The sequence below is a fragment of the Paracoccus angustae genome (assembly GCF_042648745.1).
In the GTDB taxonomy this organism is placed as follows: domain Bacteria; phylum Pseudomonadota; class Alphaproteobacteria; order Rhodobacterales; family Rhodobacteraceae; genus Paracoccus; species Paracoccus angustae.
This window is the reverse complement of the sequence record NZ_JBHRXY010000003.1, coordinates 109,564-128,405: the sequence shown is the minus strand read 5'-3', so window position 1 is coordinate 128,405 and position 18,842 is coordinate 109,564. Positions and strand designations below refer to the sequence as shown.

General features: G+C 67.7%; 18 protein-coding genes, 1 tRNA gene and 1 pseudogene. 13 read left to right on the top strand and 7 right to left on the bottom strand.

What is annotated here, in order from left to right; translation table 11 throughout:
* Positions 1-8: 8 nt before the first annotated feature.
* The 3 genes from ACFOM8_RS06165 (at position 9) to ACFOM8_RS06155 (ending at position 2,526) form a co-directional block, all read left to right on the top strand.
* On the top strand, positions 9-464 hold the full coding sequence (locus ACFOM8_RS06165; protein ID WP_377760291.1) for a RidA family protein: 456 nt from the start codon (positions 9-11) through the stop codon (positions 462-464).
* Positions 464-1,216, top strand: coding sequence for a glycerophosphodiester phosphodiesterase family protein (locus ACFOM8_RS06160; RefSeq protein WP_377760289.1), 753 nt, complete (start codon positions 464-466; stop codon positions 1,214-1,216). The genes ACFOM8_RS06165 and ACFOM8_RS06160 overlap by 1 nt, the downstream gene beginning before the upstream one ends.
* Before the next feature lie 179 nt (positions 1,217-1,395).
* The gene (locus ACFOM8_RS06155; protein WP_377760287.1) at positions 1,396-2,526 is read left to right on the top strand and encodes a GNAT family N-acetyltransferase; all 1,131 of its coding nucleotides are present in this window, start codon (positions 1,396-1,398) and stop codon (positions 2,524-2,526) included.
* Between the two features lie 27 nt (positions 2,527-2,553).
* Here the strand turns inward: ACFOM8_RS06155 and ACFOM8_RS06150 are convergent, their stop codons facing one another.
* On the bottom strand, positions 2,554-3,039 hold the full coding sequence (locus ACFOM8_RS06150) for a peroxiredoxin (protein WP_377760285.1): 486 nt from the start codon (positions 3,037-3,039) through the stop codon (positions 2,554-2,556).
* A gap of 90 nt (positions 3,040-3,129) precedes the next feature.
* Between ACFOM8_RS06150 and ACFOM8_RS06145 the strand changes: the two genes are divergently transcribed.
* From ACFOM8_RS06145 to copM, 3 genes are all read left to right on the top strand, one after another.
* Positions 3,130-4,356 carry an NAD(P)/FAD-dependent oxidoreductase gene (locus ACFOM8_RS06145; protein ID WP_377760283.1) on the top strand — a complete coding sequence of 409 codons (1,227 nt, stop codon included), beginning with the start codon at positions 3,130-3,132 and terminating at the stop codon, positions 4,354-4,356.
* Positions 4,357-4,426: 70 nt separating this feature from the next.
* A complete protein-coding gene (gene rsmD / locus ACFOM8_RS06140) occupies positions 4,427-4,993 on the top strand; it encodes a 16S rRNA (guanine(966)-N(2))-methyltransferase RsmD (RefSeq protein ID WP_377760281.1) in 567 nt (188 codons plus the stop codon).
* Between the two features lie 91 nt (positions 4,994-5,084).
* The gene (gene copM / locus ACFOM8_RS06135) at positions 5,085-5,447 is read left to right on the top strand and encodes a CopM family metallochaperone (protein ID WP_377760279.1); all 363 of its coding nucleotides are present in this window, start codon (positions 5,085-5,087) and stop codon (positions 5,445-5,447) included.
* A gap of 303 nt (positions 5,448-5,750) precedes the next feature.
* Here the strand turns inward: copM and ACFOM8_RS06130 are convergent, their stop codons facing one another.
* On the bottom strand, positions 5,751-6,923 hold the full coding sequence (locus tag ACFOM8_RS06130; RefSeq protein ID WP_377760278.1) for a pyridoxal-phosphate-dependent aminotransferase family protein: 1,173 nt from the start codon (positions 6,921-6,923) through the stop codon (positions 5,751-5,753).
* A 221-nt stretch (positions 6,924-7,144) separates the two neighbouring features.
* Between ACFOM8_RS06130 and ACFOM8_RS06125 the strand changes: the two genes are divergently transcribed.
* Positions 7,145-8,812, top strand: a complete 1,668-nt coding sequence (locus tag ACFOM8_RS06125; RefSeq protein WP_377760618.1) for an ABC transporter ATP-binding protein — start codon at positions 7,145-7,147, stop codon at positions 8,810-8,812.
* Positions 8,809-9,528, top strand: a complete 720-nt coding sequence (ygfZ, locus tag ACFOM8_RS06120; RefSeq protein WP_377760276.1) for a CAF17-like 4Fe-4S cluster assembly/insertion protein YgfZ — start codon at positions 8,809-8,811, stop codon at positions 9,526-9,528. Before ACFOM8_RS06125 ends, ygfZ begins: the two co-directional genes overlap by 4 nt.
* 41 nt (positions 9,529-9,569) lie before the next feature.
* Here the strand turns inward: ygfZ and ACFOM8_RS06115 are convergent, their stop codons facing one another.
* Positions 9,570-10,130, bottom strand: coding sequence for a hypothetical protein (locus ACFOM8_RS06115; protein WP_377760274.1), 561 nt, complete (start codon positions 10,128-10,130; stop codon positions 9,570-9,572).
* Between the two features lie 68 nt (positions 10,131-10,198).
* Positions 10,199-10,762, bottom strand: coding sequence for an elongation factor P (efp, locus tag ACFOM8_RS06110; RefSeq protein ID WP_347139476.1), 564 nt, complete (start codon positions 10,760-10,762; stop codon positions 10,199-10,201).
* 362 nt (positions 10,763-11,124) lie between these two features.
* On the opposite strand from efp, the gene ACFOM8_RS06105 reads away from it, so the two are divergent.
* A complete protein-coding gene (locus tag ACFOM8_RS06105; RefSeq protein WP_042251710.1) occupies positions 11,125-11,451 on the top strand; it encodes a DUF6280 family protein in 327 nt (108 codons plus the stop codon).
* A gap of 53 nt (positions 11,452-11,504) precedes the next feature.
* On the opposite strand, the gene ACFOM8_RS06100 is transcribed toward ACFOM8_RS06105, so the two are convergent.
* Both ACFOM8_RS06100 and ACFOM8_RS06095 read right to left on the bottom strand, forming a co-directional pair.
* Complete coding sequence (locus ACFOM8_RS06100) at positions 11,505-12,458, bottom strand: 1-phosphofructokinase family hexose kinase (RefSeq protein ID WP_377760273.1); 954 nt, start codon at positions 12,456-12,458, stop codon at positions 11,505-11,507.
* Positions 12,455-12,862, bottom strand: coding sequence for a metallopeptidase family protein (locus ACFOM8_RS06095; protein WP_377760271.1), 408 nt, complete (start codon positions 12,860-12,862; stop codon positions 12,455-12,457). The genes ACFOM8_RS06100 and ACFOM8_RS06095 overlap by 4 nt, the downstream gene beginning before the upstream one ends.
* Before the next feature lie 78 nt (positions 12,863-12,940).
* Between ACFOM8_RS06095 and gltX the strand changes: the two genes are divergently transcribed.
* From gltX to ACFOM8_RS06080, 3 genes are all read left to right on the top strand, one after another.
* Entirely contained in the window at positions 12,941-14,266 is a 1,326-nt protein-coding gene (gltX, locus tag ACFOM8_RS06090; protein WP_377760269.1) for a glutamate--tRNA ligase, read from the top strand.
* Between the two features lie 114 nt (positions 14,267-14,380).
* Positions 14,381-14,457: transfer RNA gene (locus tag ACFOM8_RS06085), tRNA-Met, on the top strand.
* Between the two features lie 208 nt (positions 14,458-14,665).
* On the top strand, positions 14,666-14,899 hold the full coding sequence (locus ACFOM8_RS06080) for a hypothetical protein (RefSeq protein ID WP_377760267.1): 234 nt from the start codon (positions 14,666-14,668) through the stop codon (positions 14,897-14,899).
* A gap of 45 nt (positions 14,900-14,944) precedes the next feature.
* Here the strand turns inward: ACFOM8_RS06080 and ACFOM8_RS06075 are convergent.
* A pseudogene (locus ACFOM8_RS06075) lies at positions 14,945-16,000 on the bottom strand (recombinase family protein); the annotation flags it as partial.
* Positions 16,001-16,458: 458 nt separating this feature from the next.
* On the opposite strand from ACFOM8_RS06075, the gene hsdR reads away from it, so the two are divergent.
* Positions 16,459-18,837, top strand: a complete 2,379-nt coding sequence (gene hsdR / locus ACFOM8_RS06070; RefSeq protein ID WP_377760265.1) for an EcoAI/FtnUII family type I restriction enzme subunit R — start codon at positions 16,459-16,461, stop codon at positions 18,835-18,837.
* The last annotated feature ends 5 nt before the right edge of the window (positions 18,838-18,842 follow it).

The following is an 18,842-nucleotide window of genomic DNA, read 5'->3' as shown; positions in this document are numbered from 1 at the left end:
GGGACATCATGAGCATCGAAGCCACCCTGGCCGACAAGGGCATCACCCTTCCCGCGGCGCCCGCGCCCGCGGCGAACTATGTGCCCTTTGTGCAAACCGGCAACCTGGTCTTCGTGTCGGGCCAGATCAGCCAGGACGACAAGGGCCTGATCAAGGGCCGCCTGGGCGACGGCATGTCGGTGGACGAAGGCGCCGCCGCCGCCCGCCGCTGCGGGCTGTCGCTGATCGCGCAGCTCAAGGCCGCCGTGGGCGACCTGGACCGGGTGCGCCGCGTGGTCAAGCTGACCGGCTTCGTGAACTCGACACCCGATTTCACCGACCAGCCCAAGGTCGTCAACGGCTGTTCCGACCTGATGGTCGAGGTTTTCGGCGATGCCGGCCGCCACGCCCGCGCCGCCGTGTCGGCCCCCGCGCTGCCCCTGGGCGTCGCGGTCGAGATCGAAGCCATCTTCGAGGTCGCGTGATGGCCCTGCCGCAGGCCTTTCTGACCGCGCCCATCGCCCATCGCGGCCTGCACGGCCCCGGCGTGCCGGAAAACAGCCTGGCCGCCGCGCGGGCCGCCATCGACGCGGGCTACGGGATCGAACTGGACATCCAGCCCGCCCGCGACGGCAGGCCGATGGTGTTCCACGACTACGACCTGGCGCGGCTGACGGGCGTGCAGGGCGTCGTCACGGATTTGGACCCCGACGCTTTGGCGGTCCAGCGGCTGCTGGGCACGGACCAGACGGTTCCGACCCTGCGGCAGTTCCTGGATCTGGTCGCGGGCCGCGTGCCCCTGCTGATCGAGATCAAGGATCAGGACATGTCGCTTGGCCCCGACATCGGCCTTCTGCACAAGGCGGTGGCCGATGCGCTGCAAGGCTATGGCGGACCGGTTGCGGTGATGTCCTTCAACCCGCACGTGGTCGCGGGCTTTCATGCCCTGGCCCCCGATGTGCCGGTGGGGCTGACGACTTGCGGCTACGACGAACGGGACTGGCCCGGCATCCCCGAGAAAACCCGCAGCCATCTGGCCGGGATCAACGATTTCGACGAATCCGGCGCCTGCTTCGTGTCCCATGACAAGCGCGATCTGGACAATCCGCGCCTTGACGCGCTCAAGGCGCAAGGCGTGCCGATCCTGTGCTGGACCATCCGCAGCGCCGAGGAGGAAGCCCTGGCCCGCCGCGTGGCCGACAACATCACCTTTGAAGGCTATCGGCCAGCGGCCTAGCCGGGGGACTTCACGTCCCCCATCCGCCCAGACGGGGCGTTCGCCGCCGCAGCAGGTCCGCTGGACTTTCCGGCCGGCGCGGCCCACCCCTGCGGGATGTGCGGGCAAGCTGATGGTTCTTCGCGAATGTGAGCGGGGGACCGCTGACAAATCCCTTTCAAGGCCCTAGCTTCGGCGACATGAACGCGCTGACCCTGTCCACCCATCCCGGCATCGCCGCAATCTCCGCCGACACCTGGGACGCGCTTGGCGACGGCAATCCCTTCACCACCCACCGCTTCCTGCTGGCGCTCGAGGAATCCGGCTCGGTCGGGCGGGGAACCGGCTGGCAGCCCCTGCATGTCACGCTGGAGGAGGGCGGCGCCGTGGTTGCCGCAGCGCCTCTTTACGCCAAGTCGCACAGCCAGGGCGAATACATCTTCGATCATGCCTGGGCCGAGGCCTATGGGCGGGCGGGCGGGCGCTATTACCCGAAATTGCAGGCGGCGGTGCCCTTCACCCCCGTGACCGGCGCGCGGCTGCTGACCCGCGATCCGGCCATGCGCCAGCCGCTGCTGGCGGGACTGACGCGGGTCGCGGAACGGGGCGGGGCCTCGGGCGTGCACGTCACCTTCTGCACGGAGGCCGAAGCCGAAGCCGGGGCCGCCGTCGGCTTTCTGCCCCGCGTCACGCAGCAGTTCCACTGGCTGAACCGGGGCTATGCCGGCTATGACGATTTCCTGGGCGCGCTGTCCTCGCGCAAGCGCAAGGATCTGCGCAAGGAACGTGGCAGGGCGCAGGCGTTCGGCGGCGCGATCCGGCACCTGACGGGCGACGATCTGCGGCCCTGTCACTGGGACGCCTTCTGGGCCTTCTACCAGGACACCGGCAGCCGAAAATGGGGACGGCCCTATCTGACGCGGGCCTTTTTCGACCACCTGCACCAGACCATGCGCGACGACATCCTGCTGATCCTGGCCGAACGCGACGGGCGGCCGGTCGCGGGCGCCCTGAACTTCATCGGCCCCGACGCGATCTATGGCCGCTATTGGGGCTGTGTCGAGGACCACCCCTTTCTGCATTTCGAACTGTGCTACCACCAGGCCATCGACGTGGCGATCGCGCGCGGCCTGTCCCGCGTCGAGGCGGGCGCGCAGGGCGAACACAAGCTGGCGCGCGGATACGAACCCGTCGCCACCCATTCGCTGCACTGGGTCGGCGACACGGGCTTCCGGCGCGCCCTGGCCGATTACCTGGACCGCGAACGCGAGGCCATGGGCGAGGAGATCGAGGCCTTGGCGGATTTCACCCCTTTCCGCAAGGAAGGCTGACCGGCGGTCGTCCGCCGGCCGCCGGGATCAGACCTTTTCCAGCAGCGCCTCGCCCGCGCTGACGCTGCACTGGCCGGGGCTGTCCTCGACCTCGAACGATTCGAAGACGCCGTCCTTCAGCAGCGCGGCGAAACGCTTGCAGCGCCCTTGCAGTCCGGCGGCGGGGGCGTCGAAGTCCAGGCCGAGCGCGCGGGTCAGGCTGCCGTCGGCATCGGCCAGAACCTCGATCCCCGCCGCGTCGGCGCCGGTGGACTTGGCCCAGGCATCGGCCACGAAGGGATCGTTCACGGTGATGCAGACGATCCGGTCCACGCCCTTGCCGCGGAAGGCGTCGGCGTTGCGCACGAAGCTGGGCATGTGGGCATTGGTGCAGGTGCCGGTGAATGCGCCGGGTACGCCGAACAGGGCGACGCGGCCCCGGGCCAGGTCGGCGCTGTCCACGGCCTCGGGGCCGCTTGCCCCCACGCGCAGCAGCTTGGCCGCGGGCAGCTTGTCTCCGACGGTGATGGTCATCCTGTCCTCCTTGGAATTGCAACGGATTCGCGGCGACTATAGGGTGCGGCCCGGTGACAGGCCAGCGGGCCGCAGGGGGCAGGAACGGCCATGAAGATCGTGATCGTGGGGGCGGGACAGGCGGCGGCATCCCTGGCGGCGCGTTTGCGCGCCAAGGGCCACGGGGGCGAGATCGTCCTGATCGGCGCCGAGCCGGTGCCCCCTTATCAGCGCCCGCCGCTGTCCAAGGCCTATCTGCTGGGGCAGATGGGGCTGGACCGCCTGGTTCTGCGGGGGGCCGACTGGTGGGACGACCAGCGCATTGCCCTGCGTCTGGGCGAAACCGCGCTCATCGTCGATCCGGTGCGGCGGGTGGTCGTGACAGACAAGGGCGAGGTCGCCTATGACGCCCTGGCCCTGACCGCCGGCGCCCAGGCCCGCCGCTTGCCCGCCGCCATGGGCGGGGATCTGCCGGGCGTGCACGTGATCCGCACCCTGGCCGATGTGGACGCGCTTGCCCCCGCGATGCAGCCGGGCCGTCCCCTGATCGTGATCGGCGGCGGCTATATCGGGCTCGAGGCCGCGGCCGTCGCCCGCAAGCTGGACATGGCGGTGACGCTGATCGAGGCCGCGCCGCGCATCCTGGGCCGGGTGGCCGCGGCCCAGACCGCGGACATGATCCGCGCCCTGCACCGCGCGCATGGGGTGGAAATCCTGGAAGGCACCGGCATTTCGCACATCGCCGGCACGGACCGCGCGACCGGCGTGGCGCTGAACGACGGGCGCGAACTGCCCGCCGACCTGATCGTCACCGGCATCGGCGTTCTGCCGGAAACGGCCTTGGCGCAGACCGCAGGCCTGGCGCTGGACAACGGCATCGCCACGGACGCCCTGGGCCGGACCTCTGACCCGGCGATCTGGGCGGCGGGGGACTGCGCCAGCTTCCCCTGGGCCGGCCCCGGGGCCGACCCCTGCGCCGACGGACGGCTGCGGCTGGAAAGCGTGGGCAACGCCATCGACATGGCCGAGGCGGTGGCCGACAACATCCTGGGCGCGGACAAGCCCTATCGCCCGAAACCCTGGTTCTGGTCGGACCAGTTCGATGCCAAGCTGCAAATCGCGGGCCTGGGCATCGGCCATGACCGGATCGCGACGCGGCCGGGCGACGGACAGCACGGCGGATCGGTCTGGTATTTCCGCGACGGCCGCCTGATCGCCGTCGATGCGCTGAACGACGCCCGCGCCTTTATGATCGGCAAGCGCCTGATCGAGGCGGGCCGCAGCCCCGATCCCGCCGCCATTTCCACCACGACCGACCTCAAGGCGCTGCTCGCATGACCCTTCTTCTTTGTCCAAATACCCCGGGGGGTTCGGGGGGCAGGGCCCCCCGCCATCGCGGGACGCAAGCATGAGGATCGTCGGCGGCACCCTGCGCGGGCTGAAGCTGGCCGATGTCGGTGCGGGCGACGCCACGGCCCATCTGCGCCCCACGACCGACCGCGTGCGCGAGGCGGTCTTCAACCTGCTGGTCAACGGCACCCACGGCAACCCCCTTCCCGGTGCGCGGGTGCTGGACCTGTTCGCGGGCACCGGCGCTCTGGGGCTCGAGGCGCTGTCGCGCGGCGCGGGCCATGCGACCTTTGTCGACAACGGCGCCAAGGCGCAGGCGCTGATCCGCGGCAACGTCGCCAAGGCCCGGGCCGAGGGCGCGACCGCCCTGCTGCGCCAGGACGCGACGCGGCTGGCCGCCAACCGCGACGCTCCGTTCGGTCTGGTGTTTGTTGACCCGCCCTATGCGCTCGGCCTGGGCGAACGGGCCGTCGCCTCGGCGCTGCAAGGCGGCTGGCTTGCCCCCGGCGCGGTGCTGGTCTGGGAGGAAAGCCGCCAGCCGCTGGTGCCCGCGCCCTTTGTTCTCCTTGACCGGCGCCGCTATGGCGACACGCTGGTGACGCTGGCGCGCTTGTCCCAGGCATAACGCCGCAGTGTCGCGGATGTGATCTCCATCGGCTTCCCTCGCCCGGGGAATTGCGCAAGCCTGCCGCTTGCAAACTGCAAAGGAGGTTTCGATGACCGCATCCATCCGCCGGGGCCTTGGCCTTTCCCCGATCCTGTTCGCCGTGGCCTTCGGCGCCTATGCCCAGGACGATCACGCGGGCCATGGGGCAGGGGGCGATGCCGCTGCGGCCTATCAGTCCGTGGTGGAAAAGATGCACGCCGACATGCCGATGGAATCCAGCGGCGATGCGGATGTGGATTTCGCCCGCGGCATGATCCCGCATCACCAGGGGGCCATCGACATGGCCCGGGTTGCCCTGGAACACGGCGACGATCCCGAGATCCGCAAGCTGGCCGAGGAGGTCATCGCGGCGCAGGAGGCCGAGATCCAGACCATGCGCGACTGGCTGAAGAAACAGGGCCAGGCGGAGTAAGGCCCTGCCTGGGCAAGGTTGAACACCTCGGCCCGTGACCGGCGAAGCCGCCGCCTTCGCCGCAGGGCGCCTTTGCCACCGATGCCGCCGGGCCTTCAAGGCCCGGCAAGCGCCCGCTCATCCCTGGGGCTTCGCCCCCGGGGAAAGGCTGCCGGACCGCTTTCCGGGCGCTTCTCGTCCGCTCCAACCAATGGGCGCAGGCCTTGCGCGGCCGCGGGCGTCGCCCGCTCGCTCGGGGGACTCGCAGGGATTTCCCTGATGCCGTCCCGCGACCGATCACGCTGCCGCGCGGACAGGCCGCCCTTAAGCCGGTTCCGCCAGCACCCGCGCCGCCGCGTCCAGGCCCCCCGGCCCGTGCGGGATGCCAAGCGCCGCCATGCCCGCCTGCATCGCGCCAAGCGCCGCCAGGATCATGGCGGCGTTGGCATGGCCCATATGGGCGACCCGCAGCGCGTTTTCGGGCTGTTCGGCCCCCAGGCCCACGCCCAGCGTCACGCCGCAATGCCCGGCCGTCCAGGCCCGCAGCGCGTCCGCCCCCGGCAGCGCCATGGCCGTCACCGAGGCCGCCCGCGCCGTCGGATCCTCGACCAGCAGGCGGATGCCCGTGCCGCCCTCGCCCCAGGCTTCCGCCGCCGCCCAGACGGCACGCGCCAGCGCCGCATGGCGCGCCCAGACGGCGAACAGGCCTTCCTCGTCCAGAATCATCCGCAGCGCCTCGTCCAGGGCGAAGATCTGCTGGACCGGCGGCGTGCCGCCCCAAAAGCGCCACAGCGCCTCGGCGCCCGCGCGGGCGTGCCAGTCCCAATAGGGGGTGGTCAGCTGCGTCCGCCCGCGCGCCGCGGCGCGTTCGGAATACCACACGAAGCAGGTGCCGGGCAGGCACATCATCCCCTTCTGGCTGGCCGAGATCAGCACATCGACGCCCCAGTCGTCCATCATCATCGGCGCGCAGCCCAACGAGGCGATGGCGTCCACCACCAGCAGCGCCGGGTGATCGCCCATGGCGTCGCGCAGCGCCGGAATGTCGGACATCACGCCCGTGGCCGTGTCGATCTGGCAGACCATCACCGCCTTGATCGCCCCCGCCTTGTCTTCGGCCAGGCGGCGGGCCAGCATCTCGGGATCGGCGGGCAGGCTGCCGAAATCCAGCCGCTCCACCGCCACGCCCATCTGTTCCATCTGCTGCGCCCAGGACCGCCCGAAATGGCCCGAGGTCAGCGCCAGCGCCCGGTCGCCGGAATTGAAGATGTTGGCGCCCGCGGCCTCCCACGCGGCATGGCCGTTGCCGATATAGGGCGCCAGATGCGCCTGCGTGCCCGCCAGCCGCTTCAATTGCGCCATCACGGCCCCGTTCAGATCCGCCAGTTCCTCGCCATAGATGTCGGGCGAGGCGCGATGCGCCGCAACAAGCACCCGGTCCGGCACGGGCGAGGGTCCGGGAATGGCGATGACGGGGCGACCTGCGGCAAGGCTCATGGCGTGTCTTTATCCTTCACATCCTGCAAGGATCGCTAGTGCCCGCGGCGGCCGAGGTCAACGCCCCGCCGCCTTGCCGCGGCCCGCCCCCTCGGGCTAAGGCTGTCGCAAGCGCGACCAAAGGAAAGACGCAGCCGCCCGTGACAGACAGCCATCATCCCGCCGCCTCGACCCTGCTGCGCCGGTTCTGGACGGATTACCTGCGCGTCCATCGGGGGGCGATGGCGGGGGCCTTTTTGCTGATGACGGCCGAGGGATCGACGCTGGCGCTGATCTCGTGGATGCTGAAGCCGCTGTTCGACCGCGTTTTCGTGGGAAAGGAGGCGGGCGCGATCTGGTGGGTCGGCGGCGCGATCATGGCGATCTTTCTGCTGCGCGCCGCCACGCTGGTGGCCAGCCGCTCGCTTTTGTCGCGCATCTCGCTGGGCATCTCGACCGCGATGCAGCGCGACCTTCTGGCCCATATCATGACGCTGGACGGGCGGTTCTTTCAGCAGAACCCCCCCGGCGCGATGATCGAGCGGATCCAGGGCGACACCATCGCCGTGCAGGGGGTCTGGGCCAATCTGATCACCAGCGCCACGCGGGACGCGATCAGCCTGGTGATGCTGTTCGCGGTGGCGGTCAGCATCGACCCGCAATGGACGCTGGCCGCGCTGATCGGCGCGCCGATCCTGATCCTGCCCGCGGCCCTTGTGCAGCGCTACATCCGGCGCAAGGTGCGCCAGAACCGCGCCAATGCCAGCGCCCGCGCCACCCGCCTGGACGAGGTGATGCACGGCATCGCCTCGATCAAGCTGAACCGGGCCGAGGCCGTCCAGATCCGCCGCTTCGCCGCCATCGTGGCCCGCATCCGCCAGGCCGAGGTCAAGGTCGCCGCCATGGGCAGCCTGGTTCCTGCGCTTACCGATGTCGTGACCGGCCTCGGCTTCGTGGCCGTTCTGGCCCTTGGCGGGCGAGAGGTGATGGAGGGCACGCGCAGCGTGGGCGACTTCATGTCCTTTTTCACCGCGCTTGCGCTGGCCTTCCAGCCGATGCGGCGGCTTGGCGGGCTGGCGGGCACCTGGCAGACGGCGGCGGCCAGCCTCGAGCGGATCTATCAGGTGATCGACACCAAGCCGCGCATCACCTCGGGCACGCGGACCCGGCCGCCCGCCGAAACCTCGATCCGGCTCGAGGATGTCTGGCTGTCCTATGACGGCAAGCCGGTGCTGCAAGGCCTGAGCTTTTCCGCCGAGGCGGGCCGGACCACCGCCCTGGTGGGACCGTCGGGGGCGGGCAAGTCCACGGTTTTCGGCCTGCTGACGCGCATGGTCGATCCCGACCGGGGGCGCGTCACGCTGGGGGGCATCCCGGTGCAGGACTTCGACCTAGGGGTGCTGCGCGACCAGTTCTCGACCGTGGCGCAGGATTCGGCGCTGTTTGACGAAACCCTGCGCGACAACATCCTGATGGGGCGGCCCGACGCCGATGACGCCGCCTTGCGGCGCGCGATGGAGGCGGCCCATGTCAGCGATTTCGTGTCGTCGATGCCCAAGGGGCTGGACAGCGCGGCGGGCCCGCGCGGATCGGCGCTGTCGGGCGGCCAGCGCCAGCGCATCGGCATCGCCCGCGCCGTGCTGCGCGACGCCCCCGTCCTGCTGCTGGACGAGGCGACAAGCGCCCTGGACACCGCCAGCGAACGGCTGGTGCAGGCGGCGCTGGAACGCCTGTCGCAAGGGCGCACCACGCTGGTGATCGCGCACCGGCTGTCCACCATCCGCAACGCCGACAAGATCGTCGTCATCGAGGGGGGCCGGGTTGTCGAGGAAGGCAGCCATGCCCAGTTGATGGCCCAGGGCGGCGCCTATGCCCGCCTTGTCGCCCTGCAATTCGGAGAAAGCCAATGACCCGCCAGATCATCCGCATCACCGGCGACGACCGCGTGGAGTTTCTGCAAGGGCTGGTCAGCAACGACGTGAAGCGCGCCCCCTGCTGGGCCGCCCTGCTGACGCCGCAAGGAAAGTATCTGGCCGATTTCCTGATCGTCGGCGATGACGGGGCGCTGCTGATCGACGTGGACGCGCGGCTGGCAGACGACCTGGTGCGGCGGCTGACGATGTACAAGCTGCGCTCCAGGGTCGCCATCGAGCCCACCGGCATGACCGTGGCGCGCGGCACCGGACCCGCGCCCGACGGGGCGATCGCCGATCCCCGGCATCCGGCGCTCGGCTGGCGGCTTTACGGCGGAACGGGCGAGGACGGCACCGATTTCGACGCGATCCGGGTCCAGAACGTGATCCCCGAAACGCTGGTCGAACTGATCCCGAACGAGACCTTCATCCTGGAGGCCGGGTTCGAGCGCCTCCACGGCGTCGATTTCCGCAAGGGCTGTTATGTGGGTCAGGAGGTGACGGCCCGCATGAAGCACAAGACCGACCTGCGCAAGGGCCTGACCCGGCTGCGGATCGAGGGCGAGGCGCCGGTGGGCACCCCGATCACCGCCGATGGCAAGGAGGTCGGCACCCTGTTCACGCAGTCGGGCGGCCATGCCCTGGCGCATGTGCGGTTCGACCGGATCGGGCCGGACATGCAGGCAGGCGCGGCGCGGCTTTCGGCGGAATAGGCGGATCGGACCGTCCCGACCGAGCCGCCGCCGGTCTTGCGCTAGCCCAGCTTGCGGATCGGGTCGCCCAGGGCGACCTGTCCATCCGCCTCGATCGAACACAGGATGCCGCGCAGGCGCAGTTCCGGGTGGCCGGGCGCCACGATCCAGTCCTTGGCGGGCTTGCCGTAGCGGACCTTCCACTTGACGCAGCCGTCGTTGAAGACATCCGACACCCGCAGCACCGCCGTGCCCGCCTGCAAAAGCGTGCCGACCGGCAGGTTCGCATGGCTGGTGTCCAGGTCGCAGACGATGGTGTCGCCGGGATGGGGCGTGTTCTCGCGGTCCAGCCAGACGGCGTCCATCACCCGGCGCGGCAGGATCGAGACCTGGATGCGCGGATCGGGCGACCCGTCGGCCAGCTTCAGCCAGGGCGCGACCATCCAGCGTTCGCCGGGAACGCCCTGATCGCGCGTCAGCGTCAGCCGGTCGGGAAAGGTCCGCCGGTTGAAGCCGGGCCGGAAGCACAGGCAATCCACCGCGGCGCCGTTCTTGGGCGCGGCCAGGACATGGGGCAGGGCGCGGGCCAGATCCTCGGGCGTGGCATGGGTCGGGCTGGTCATGGGCGAAACCCCTGTCTTGCATGGAAACGCCCCGGGCAGGCCGGGGCGCCCGAGAACGAGGCGGGCGGTCAGGCCCGCTCACTGTACTCGAACAGCTCGGTGTTGACGACGATCTTCTCGCCCTCGCCCACGAAGGGCGGGATCATGATGCGCACGCCGTTGTCCAGGATCGCGGGCTTGTAGCTGTTGGCGGCGGTCTGGCCCTTCACCACCGGCTCGGTTTCCGAAACGGTGCAGGTGACCTTTTGCGGGATCGAGACCGACAGCGCCTCCTCGCCGTAATACTCGATGGTGGCGGTCATGCCGTCCTGCAAGAAGGGGCGGCGGTCGCCCAGAAGGTCCGCGTCAAGCTCGGTCTGCTCAAAGGTCTCGCTGTCCATGAAGACCAGCTTGCCGTCGGATTCGTACAGGAACTGCTGGTCCTTCTGTTCCAGGCGGACCTGTTCCACCTTGTCTTCGCTGCGGAACCGCTCGTTCAGCTTGCGGCCGTCGCGGAGGTTCTTGAGTTCCACCTGCGCGAAGGCGCCGCCCTTGCCGGGCTTGACATGGCTGACCTTCACGGCGGCCCACAGGCCTCCGTCATGCTCCAGCACGTTGCCGGGGCGGATTTCGTTGCCGTTGATCTTGGGCATGGGAAACCTTTTGGGGTTCTTCGGGTTCTGGGGATAACTGCTGTTCGTCGTTGAACGGCGCTGTGGCGCCCCTATATCGGGGCCTTGTGACCGAGGCAACCAAAAGGGTTTTGCGGTGTTGTCAAGGCGCAGACCGGCGCCCGGGCATGTGAAAAGCAAGGTGTTATGAAAGATTTCACCTGTTTTTTACGCGTCATGCGTGGACTGCATGGGTGATATGCAGTCTGGGGAATAACGAATCGGCGTGCTTCTGGGCTAAGCAGCAGCACCGTCAGAGAAACGGAAACAATAACGATGGGTTGGCGTGACGCCTTCCCACAAGGCCGCTTTTACTTCGCGGCCCAAGAAGATGGACGAATGGTATGCGCGATTTTGTCGACGGATCGGCTTTCAACTTCGAACAAGGCCAGCGGGCCCGCAAGCTTTTTGCGGCGGTTGTTCTGGCCGCGCTGGATGACGCGATTGCAGATGACAAGAAATACGGCAACGGCCCCGAGCAGATCGCCCGCTGGGCGCGCTCGCGCGACGGGCGCGAGGTGCTGTCCTGCGCCGGCATCGACCCCAACGAACGCGTGGTGAAGGGCCTGATGGAATTCGTGTCCAAGGGCGTGCGCACCTCGGTCGCGCTGTCGCGCGAGGAAAGCGAGCGCCGCATGGCCGCCGAGGCCGAGGAAGCGGAAGCCGCCTGACCGCGCGGTCCCGGCATCGCAAAGCCGCCCTTTTGGGCGGCTTTTTCATTTGGCTACAGCTTCGAGATGATCCGTCCGGCGTAGAAGCGTTCCACGTCCTCGGCCCGGCACAGATCGGTCGCTGGCGTCATCACGGCCGCCGAGGCCGCCGCGGCGCCCATGGCCAGCGCCTCCTCGACCGGCCGGTTCCGCGCCATGGCCAGAACGAAGCCCGCAACGAAGCTGTCGCCCGCGCCGACCGCGCTGACCACCTTGACCCGCGCCGCCGCCGCGTGCCAGGCGCCGTCCGGCCCGGCGATGACCGACCCGTCGGCCCCGCGCGCCACGATCACCGACCGCGCCGCCCCGTCCTTGACCAGCCCCGCCGCGAAAGCCGCGCTGTCCTCGCGCAAGGGCAGGGGGCGGCCGGCCAGCTCCTCGGCCTCGTGGCTGTCCATGCGCAGGACATCGACGGGGGTCGAGGATCCGGCCAGCACGCGCAGCGCCTCGCCCGAGGTGTCAACCAGCAGTTTCGCGCCGCTGTTCTTCAGCCGCACGGTCAGCATCTGCTCGAACCCGGCAGGCACGCCGGGCGGGTTCGATCCCGACACGACCACCCAGCCACCGGCGCGGGCGGCCTCGGCGATGGCCTGGGTCATGTCGGCCACATGGGCCTTGTGCCATTCGGGACCGGGCAGGACGAAGCGGTACTGCCCGCCGGTCGAACGATCCGTGACGGCCAGCGATTGCCGCGTTTCCCCGGGGGCGGTCAGGCGGACCACCGACAGCCCGTCGGATTTCAGCATGTCCGCGATGCGCGTCCCCGTGGCCCCGCCAAGCGCGACCATGGCGGTCGATTGCCCGCCCATGTGCTTGATCGCGCGGCTGACATTGATGCCGCCGCCGCCGGGATCGACCTCGGGCTTGTCGCAGCGCAGCTTCAGTTCGGGCCGCACCTCGTCCGTGGCGGTGGAGAGATCCAGCGCGGGGTTCAGCGTGACCGTCAGGATCGGCGCTTGCCGGGTCATTCCCACCACCGGTCGATGCTGGCGATGTCGTCGTCGGACCAGCCGAAGTGATGCGCCATCTCGTGCGTGACGACGTGACCCACCAGTTCGCCCAGGCTGACGTTCCCGCGCGCGGCCCATTCGTCCAGCAGGGGGCGGCGATACAGCCAGATGATGTCCGGCTGGCCGGGCTGGTCGGACACCGACTTCTCGGTCAGGGGCACGCCGTCGTAGATGCCGGTCAGATCGAAGGGATCGTCGATCTGCAATTCGTCCAGCACCTCCTCGGGGGCGAACTCGGCGACGCGGATGGCGATGCCTTGGGCATGACCCGCGAATTCGTGAGGCAGGGCCGCCACGGCGTCGCGCGCCATCGCCTCGATCCGGGCCGCGTCGGGGGCGGTCAGGTTCTTCCAGTCGGTCATCGGCTTCTCCTGCATGTCCGCCCTGATATGGACAAGAATCGTTGTCTGTGAAAGAGCAAGGCGAACAGGAGACCTGCCATGACCACCACCCGCTTCGCCCCCTCGCCCACGGGCCACATCCATGTCGGCAACCTGCGGACCGCGCTGTTCAACTATCTAATCGCGCGCAAGGCCGGGGGGACGTTCATCCTGCGGCTGGACGACACGGACCAGGAACGCTCCAAGGAGGAATACGCCGACGGCATCAAGCGCGACCTCGAATGGCTGGGCCTGCATTGGGACCGGGTGGAACGCCAGTCGCTGCGCCTGGACCGCTATGCCGAGGCGGCGGACCGCTTGCGCGCGGGCGGCCGCCTGTACGAGGTGTTCGAGACCCCGACCGAGCTGGACCTGAAGCGCAAGAAGCAGCTGAACATGGGCAAGCCGCCGGTCTATGACCGCGCGGGGCTGGCCCTGTCGGACGCCGACCGCGAACGCCTGCGGGCCGAGGGGCGCGAGGGCTACTGGCGCTTCCGTCTGGACCAGGAACGGATCGAATGGACCGACGGCATCCTGGGCGACATTTCCGTCGACGCGGCCTCGGTCAGCGACCCGGTGCTGATCCGCGCCGACGGCCAGGTGCTGTACACCTTTGCCAGCAGCGTCGATGACACCGACATGGCGGTGACCCATATCGTGCGCGGCGCCGACCACGTGACGAACACCGCCACCCAGATCCAGATCATCCGCGCGCTTGGCGGCACCCCCCCGGCCTTCGCCCATCACAGCCTGCTGACCGGCGCGGGGGGCGAGGAACTGTCCAAGCGCATCGGCGCCCTGTCCATCCGCGACCTGCGCGAGGCGGGCGTCGCGCCCGAGGCGCTGCTGTCGATGATGGCCCGCCTGGGATCCAGCCAGCCGGTCGAATTGAGGATGACCCTTGACGATCTGGCCGAAGGGTTCGACCTGTCGCAGTTCGGCGCCTCGCCCACCAAATTCGACGCCGCCGATCTGTGGCCGCTGACCCGCGAACGCAATCAGGCGCTGCCCTTCGAGGCCGTGCGCGACCGGATCGCGGCGCTTGGCGTGCCGGACCATCTGGCGGAACGCTTTTGGCACGTGGCCTCGCAGAACATCACCAGGCTGGACGACCTGGCCGACTGGTGGACGATCTTTTCCCAGGGCGCCGAGCCGCAGATCGACCCCGAGGATGCCGACTTCATCGCCCAAGCCATGCCCCTGCTGCCGCCGCCGCCCTATACGGACGCGACCTGGGGCGAATGGACGGCCGCCGTGAAGGACGCCACCGGCCGCAAGGGCAAGGGGTTGTTCATGCCGCTGCGCAAGGCCGTCACCGGCCAGGCCCACGGCCCCGACATGGCGCAGGTCATGCCCTTGTTGCAGGTGGTCAAGGCGCGCGGATGATCCTGTCTTCGGCCCGAAAAACAAGCGCCGCCCTGTCCCGGGCGGCGTTTTCATGTCGTTGAACGAAAACCGCTTGACGCCCCCCACGCCAGCCCGTAAATCGCCCCCACCCGTGGCGGAGTAGCTCAGCTGGTTAGAGCAGAGGAATCATAATCCTTGTGTCGGGGGTTCAAATCCCTCCTCCGCTACCACCGAAACCCTCGGTTTCCCCCCCAACAATGGCGTGACGGTCCCGATGATCTCGCAATCGATATGGTTGTCTTCGCGGTCGTGGATTACGATGCGCTTTATAAGCGAGCGGAAGGCATCGAACATCGCGCGGTCTTCCCGGGGGTTGAGGTCGGGCAGGTGTTCGGCCAGCACTGACAGCAGCTCCGTCATCTCTGCCATGGCGGACGGGTGCAGGGTGACGACCTGGGCGGATGGCGCCCGGTCCAGAAGTTCCCTGGCAGCCTGAACGTCGGCCCGGATCGGACCTACCTGGCGGTCAAAAAAAGAGGCATCGATGCGTCCATCGACCAGGTTCATCTGCAGCCGGTCCAGCTTGCCTTGCGCCGCAGCCAGCGCCCGTTCAGCCTTGGTCCGGGCCTTCGAGGCATCGCGTGCCTCGGCCTGCACCGTTTCCAGCCATGACCTGACGGCGTCCGGTTCTCGAAGCCGTGCGACAACGGCATCGACAACGGCTCGCTCAATCTTGTCCAACCGGTAGCGCCGCCGGTTGTCGCACGAGCCGCTTTCCTTCGCCGTGGAACACGTGACCCGGATCGCCCCGCCGCGACGATCGTGCATGGTCAGGCCGCCGCCACACCGGCTGCACTTCACCAGCCCGGTCAGCAGCCGGCGCGATCGCGGGTCTGAATGCTTGGCCTTGCGCACGATAATTCGTCCTTGCTTGCGGGCTTGCACAGCCTCCCAAAGCTCAGGATCGACAATTCGCAATTCCGGGGCCTCGGAGCGGCGCCATTCCGAGGGCGGGTTCGGGCGGCTGACGCGCTTGCCGGTGTCGGGATCCCGGACCATGCGCACCCGGTTCCAGACGATCTCGCCGGCATAGATCGGATTTGTCAGGATGCCATGGCCGCGGCCTTCGTTGCCGTTCAGAGTGCTGGCGTTCCACCTAACGCCCCGCGGGGCAGGGACGCTGTCGTCATTCAGCGCGCGGGCGATGTCGCGTGGGGACGTGCCGTCCGCATACGCCCGGAAAATCCTCTGGACGACCTGCGCCTCGTCGAGGTTGATCTCCGGCTCGCCCGGCTGGCCCGGCACCGGGCGATAGCCATAGGCCTTGCCGCCCGCAATGCGCCCGTCCGCTACCACGCCCGTCATGCCGCGCCGGATCTTGTGCTTCAGGTCGGTCAGGAACAGGGTCGAAACCAGGCCCCGGATCCCCACCTGGATCGCATCCGCGCGTCCGTCATGCACGGCCACGATGTCGATGCCGGCGAAGGTCAGGCGCTTGTGGATGCCCGCCAAGTCCTCTTGGTCGCGGCTCAGTCGGTCGAGCGCCTCGACGACGACCGTGTCGAAGCGCCCGGCGCGGGCGTCGTCCAGAAGACTCCATAGCCCGTCGCGTCCGTGGACAGTTGCGCCGGACCGGGCGCGGTCGCTGTATCGAGCGACGATGTCGAGGCCCTGCTTGCTCGCGAATTCCTGGCAGAGGGCGATCTGGTCATCGACGGATCGGTCGCTTTGCAGGTCAGTCGAGAAGCGAGCATAGAGCGCGGCGCGCGGCATTCGGTGTCCTTCTCATGTTGAGCGGCCTGCCTGGCCTTGCATTGTGCGACATAAGCCTGGACTACTTCCCAAAATCCACGGCCAATCGTGCTGCAGTCCTTGCCTGTGTCCAGGACTTGCGAATAGGCCTTTGGGGCAGTCTGATGATTGACGCCGACGATGTTGGCGACTTCTTGCGCGAGATATGCGATGTGTTCTGTCATCCATAGGATAGCGGACCGTTGCAGCTAGAGCGGTGATAAAAAGCTGTGGATAACGTCGACGACCTCTGTTGTGACCTTGTCAGTCCAAAGCCGAAGAGAACTTGCGAGATACATTGGCCAAGCTGTAGCATTGCGAAGCCATCTTGGCGTACAAGGGGTCGCCGAAAATGAGAATTGTGCGTTGAACTGACCCCAATTCTTGACAAGCCCATTTCTGCCGGATGGCACGTCGAAGCTAGGCTTAGTGGATTCCGCATGAACGAAGCCGATACCTGCAGGATGTTTGTCGTTCCGAAGTTGCAGGCAGCAGGCTGGGATGATCGCCCGCACACGATCAACGAGCAAAGAACCTTCACCGACGGCCGTGTTGTCTTCGTTGGCGGCAAGGCGCGCCGAGGGAAGCAGAAGCGCTCGGACTACCTGCTTCGATACAACCCGGATTTCCCGATCGCCGTCGTCGAGGCCAAATCCCGCTACCGGCATGCCGCGGAGGGGCTTCAACAAGCTAAGGAATATGCCGAGATCCTTGGACTTCGTTTCGCCTATTCGACCAACGGAATAGAGATTGTCGAGTTCGACTACACGACCGGCGTCGAGCGAACGATTTCGAATTTCCCGGCACCTGATGACCTTTGGGCCCGGCTCCGCCGCGCCGAAAGCATTGTCGACGACCAAGTGGCGGAACGGCTGTTGACGCCTACGTTTCCAGACAGAACCAAACCCCTTCGATACTATCAGGAAATCGCCGTGAATCGGGCCGTTCAGGCGGCGCTTCAGGGCAGGAAGCGGGCACTGCTCACGCTGTGCACCGGAGCGGGCAAGACCGCCGTCGCCTTCCAGATCTGCTGGAAGCTCTGGTCGGCTCGCTGGAACTCGAAAGGAGTGAACCGGACCCCGAAGATCCTGTTTCTCGCCGATCGCAACGTGCTGATCGACGATCCGATGGCCAAGGATTTTAGCCCGTTCGGCGATGCCCGGCACAAGATCGCGGACGGCATGGCGGTCAAGAGCCGCGACATGTATTTCGCGATCTACCAGTCCATCGCGCGTGACGAGAACCGCCCCGGCCTCTATCGCGAATACGCCCGGGACTTCTTCGACCTCATCATCATCGACGAATGCCACCGGGGCAGTGCGCGGGACAACAGTAACTGGCGCGAGATTCTCGAATGGTTCGAGCCTGCGACCCAGATCGGCATGACGGCGACACCGCGGCGCGAGGACAACGTCGACACCTACAACTACTTCGGCGATCCGCTTTACGAGTACAGCTTGGCGCAGGGCATCTCCGACGGCTTTCTGGCCCCGTATCGCGTTCACCGTGTCGTCTCGGACTACGACGCCGCCGGTTGGCGCCCGACGCGCGGCGAGCTTGATCGTTACGGACGCGAGATCCCCGATGCCGAATACTCCACGCGGGACTTCGAACGGGTCGTGGCGCTTCGTGCGCGGACGCAAGCCATTGCGAAACACCTTGCGGGCTTCATGGCCGAGACCGACCGCTTCACCAAGACCATCGTCTTCTGCGTCGACCAGGAACACGCGCTGGAAATGCGGCAGGCGCTCGCCGCCCTGAACACCGATCTCGTGAAGGATCATCCCGACTACGTTTGCCGCGTGACGTCCGACGAAGGCGATGTGGGAAGCGCGCACAGGGCGAAGTTTCAGGATGTCGAAACCCAGACGCCGGTCATCCTCACCACGTCGCAGCTTCTCACGACCGGCGTCGACGCCCCGACCTGCAAGAACGTGGTGCTCGCGCGGGTCGTTGGCTCCATGCCGGAGTTCAAGCAGATCATCGGACGGGGTACCCGTCTCCGGCCCGACTACGGCAAGCTCGCCTTCAACATCATCGACTACACCGGAACGGCGACACGCATGTTCGCCGATCCTGCCTTTGACGGCGATCCCGTCCGCGAGGACGAAGCGGTCATCAATGCGGACGGCGATATCGTCGAGGAACGTGAGATCGAAGAAGGGGCCCCAGATTCCGACGATTTTCCTGAAGGGCCCGACGTCCCGGATGGACCCGTCGACCTGGGGGACGAAGCCGAGAACGGCCCACGCAAGTTCTATGTCGACGGCGGCGAGGTCTCGATTGTCCGGCACCTCGTGTACGAACTCGATTCCGACGGGCGACAGCTCGCCTGCCGACAGCTAAGCGACTATACCGGCGACAAGGTGCGCACGCTCTATCCCAATGCGTCCGAACTGCGTACGGACTGGCTCGACCCCGAGCGTCGGGCTGAAATCGTCGAGCGGCTGGAGGAAAAGGGCATCGACCTCGACTCGCTGGCTGATGCGGTCGGAAAGCCGGAGGCCGACCCGTTCGATCTGCTTTGCCATCTGGCATATAACGCGCCGCTGCGTACCCGCCGCGAGCGCGCCGACCGCGTCCTGCGTGAGCAGGACGAGTTTCTGGACCGCTTCGGGCCGGATGCCCGCGAAGTTCTGGATGCCGTGCTTGAGAAGTATGCCGAACACGGCAGCGCCCAATTGAAGCTGCCCGACATCCTCGAAATTCCCCCTTTCAATGAATGGGGAAACGTGATCGAAATCGCCGCCCGCTTCGGCGGGGGAAAGGAGCTGCGCAGCGCCGTCACCGAACTGCAGCGCCTGCTCTACACCGCCTGAATTGA

Bases quoted from the DNA above. Each gene is read 5' to 3' on its own strand.
- ACFOM8_RS06150 (WP_377760285.1), bottom strand. From the start codon at position 3,039: ATGACCATCACCGTCGGAGACAAGCTGCCCGCGGCCAAGCTGCTGCGC.
- ACFOM8_RS06155 (WP_377760287.1), top strand. From the start codon at position 1,396: ATGAACGCGCTGACCCTGTCCACCCATCCCGGCATCGCCGCAATCTCC.
- ACFOM8_RS06160 (WP_377760289.1), top strand. From the start codon at position 464: ATGGCCCTGCCGCAGGCCTTTCTGACCGCGCCCATCGCCCATCGCGGC.
- ACFOM8_RS06130 (WP_377760278.1), bottom strand. From the start codon at position 6,923: ATGAGCCTTGCCGCAGGTCGCCCCGTCATCGCCATTCCCGGACCCTCG.
- hsdR (WP_377760265.1), top strand. From the start codon at position 16,459: ATGAACGAAGCCGATACCTGCAGGATGTTTGTCGTTCCGAAGTTGCAG.
- ACFOM8_RS06095 (WP_377760271.1), bottom strand. From the start codon at position 12,862: ATGACCGACTGGAAGAACCTGACCGCCCCCGACGCGGCCCGGATCGAG.
- ACFOM8_RS06115 (WP_377760274.1), bottom strand. From the start codon at position 10,130: ATGACCAGCCCGACCCATGCCACGCCCGAGGATCTGGCCCGCGCCCTG.
- ACFOM8_RS06145 (WP_377760283.1), top strand. From the start codon at position 3,130: ATGAAGATCGTGATCGTGGGGGCGGGACAGGCGGCGGCATCCCTGGCG.
- ACFOM8_RS06105 (WP_042251710.1), top strand. From the start codon at position 11,125: ATGCGCGATTTTGTCGACGGATCGGCTTTCAACTTCGAACAAGGCCAG.
- gltX (WP_377760269.1), top strand. From the start codon at position 12,941: ATGACCACCACCCGCTTCGCCCCCTCGCCCACGGGCCACATCCATGTC.
- rsmD (WP_377760281.1), top strand. From the start codon at position 4,427: ATGAGGATCGTCGGCGGCACCCTGCGCGGGCTGAAGCTGGCCGATGTC.
- efp (WP_347139476.1), bottom strand. From the start codon at position 10,762: ATGCCCAAGATCAACGGCAACGAAATCCGCCCCGGCAACGTGCTGGAG.
- ACFOM8_RS06165 (WP_377760291.1), top strand. From the start codon at position 9: ATGAGCATCGAAGCCACCCTGGCCGACAAGGGCATCACCCTTCCCGCG.
- ygfZ (WP_377760276.1), top strand. From the start codon at position 8,809: ATGACCCGCCAGATCATCCGCATCACCGGCGACGACCGCGTGGAGTTT.
- ACFOM8_RS06100 (WP_377760273.1), bottom strand. From the start codon at position 12,458: ATGACCCGGCAAGCGCCGATCCTGACGGTCACGCTGAACCCCGCGCTG.
- ACFOM8_RS06125 (WP_377760618.1), top strand. From the start codon at position 7,145: ATGGCGGGGGCCTTTTTGCTGATGACGGCCGAGGGATCGACGCTGGCG.
- copM (WP_377760279.1), top strand. From the start codon at position 5,085: ATGACCGCATCCATCCGCCGGGGCCTTGGCCTTTCCCCGATCCTGTTC.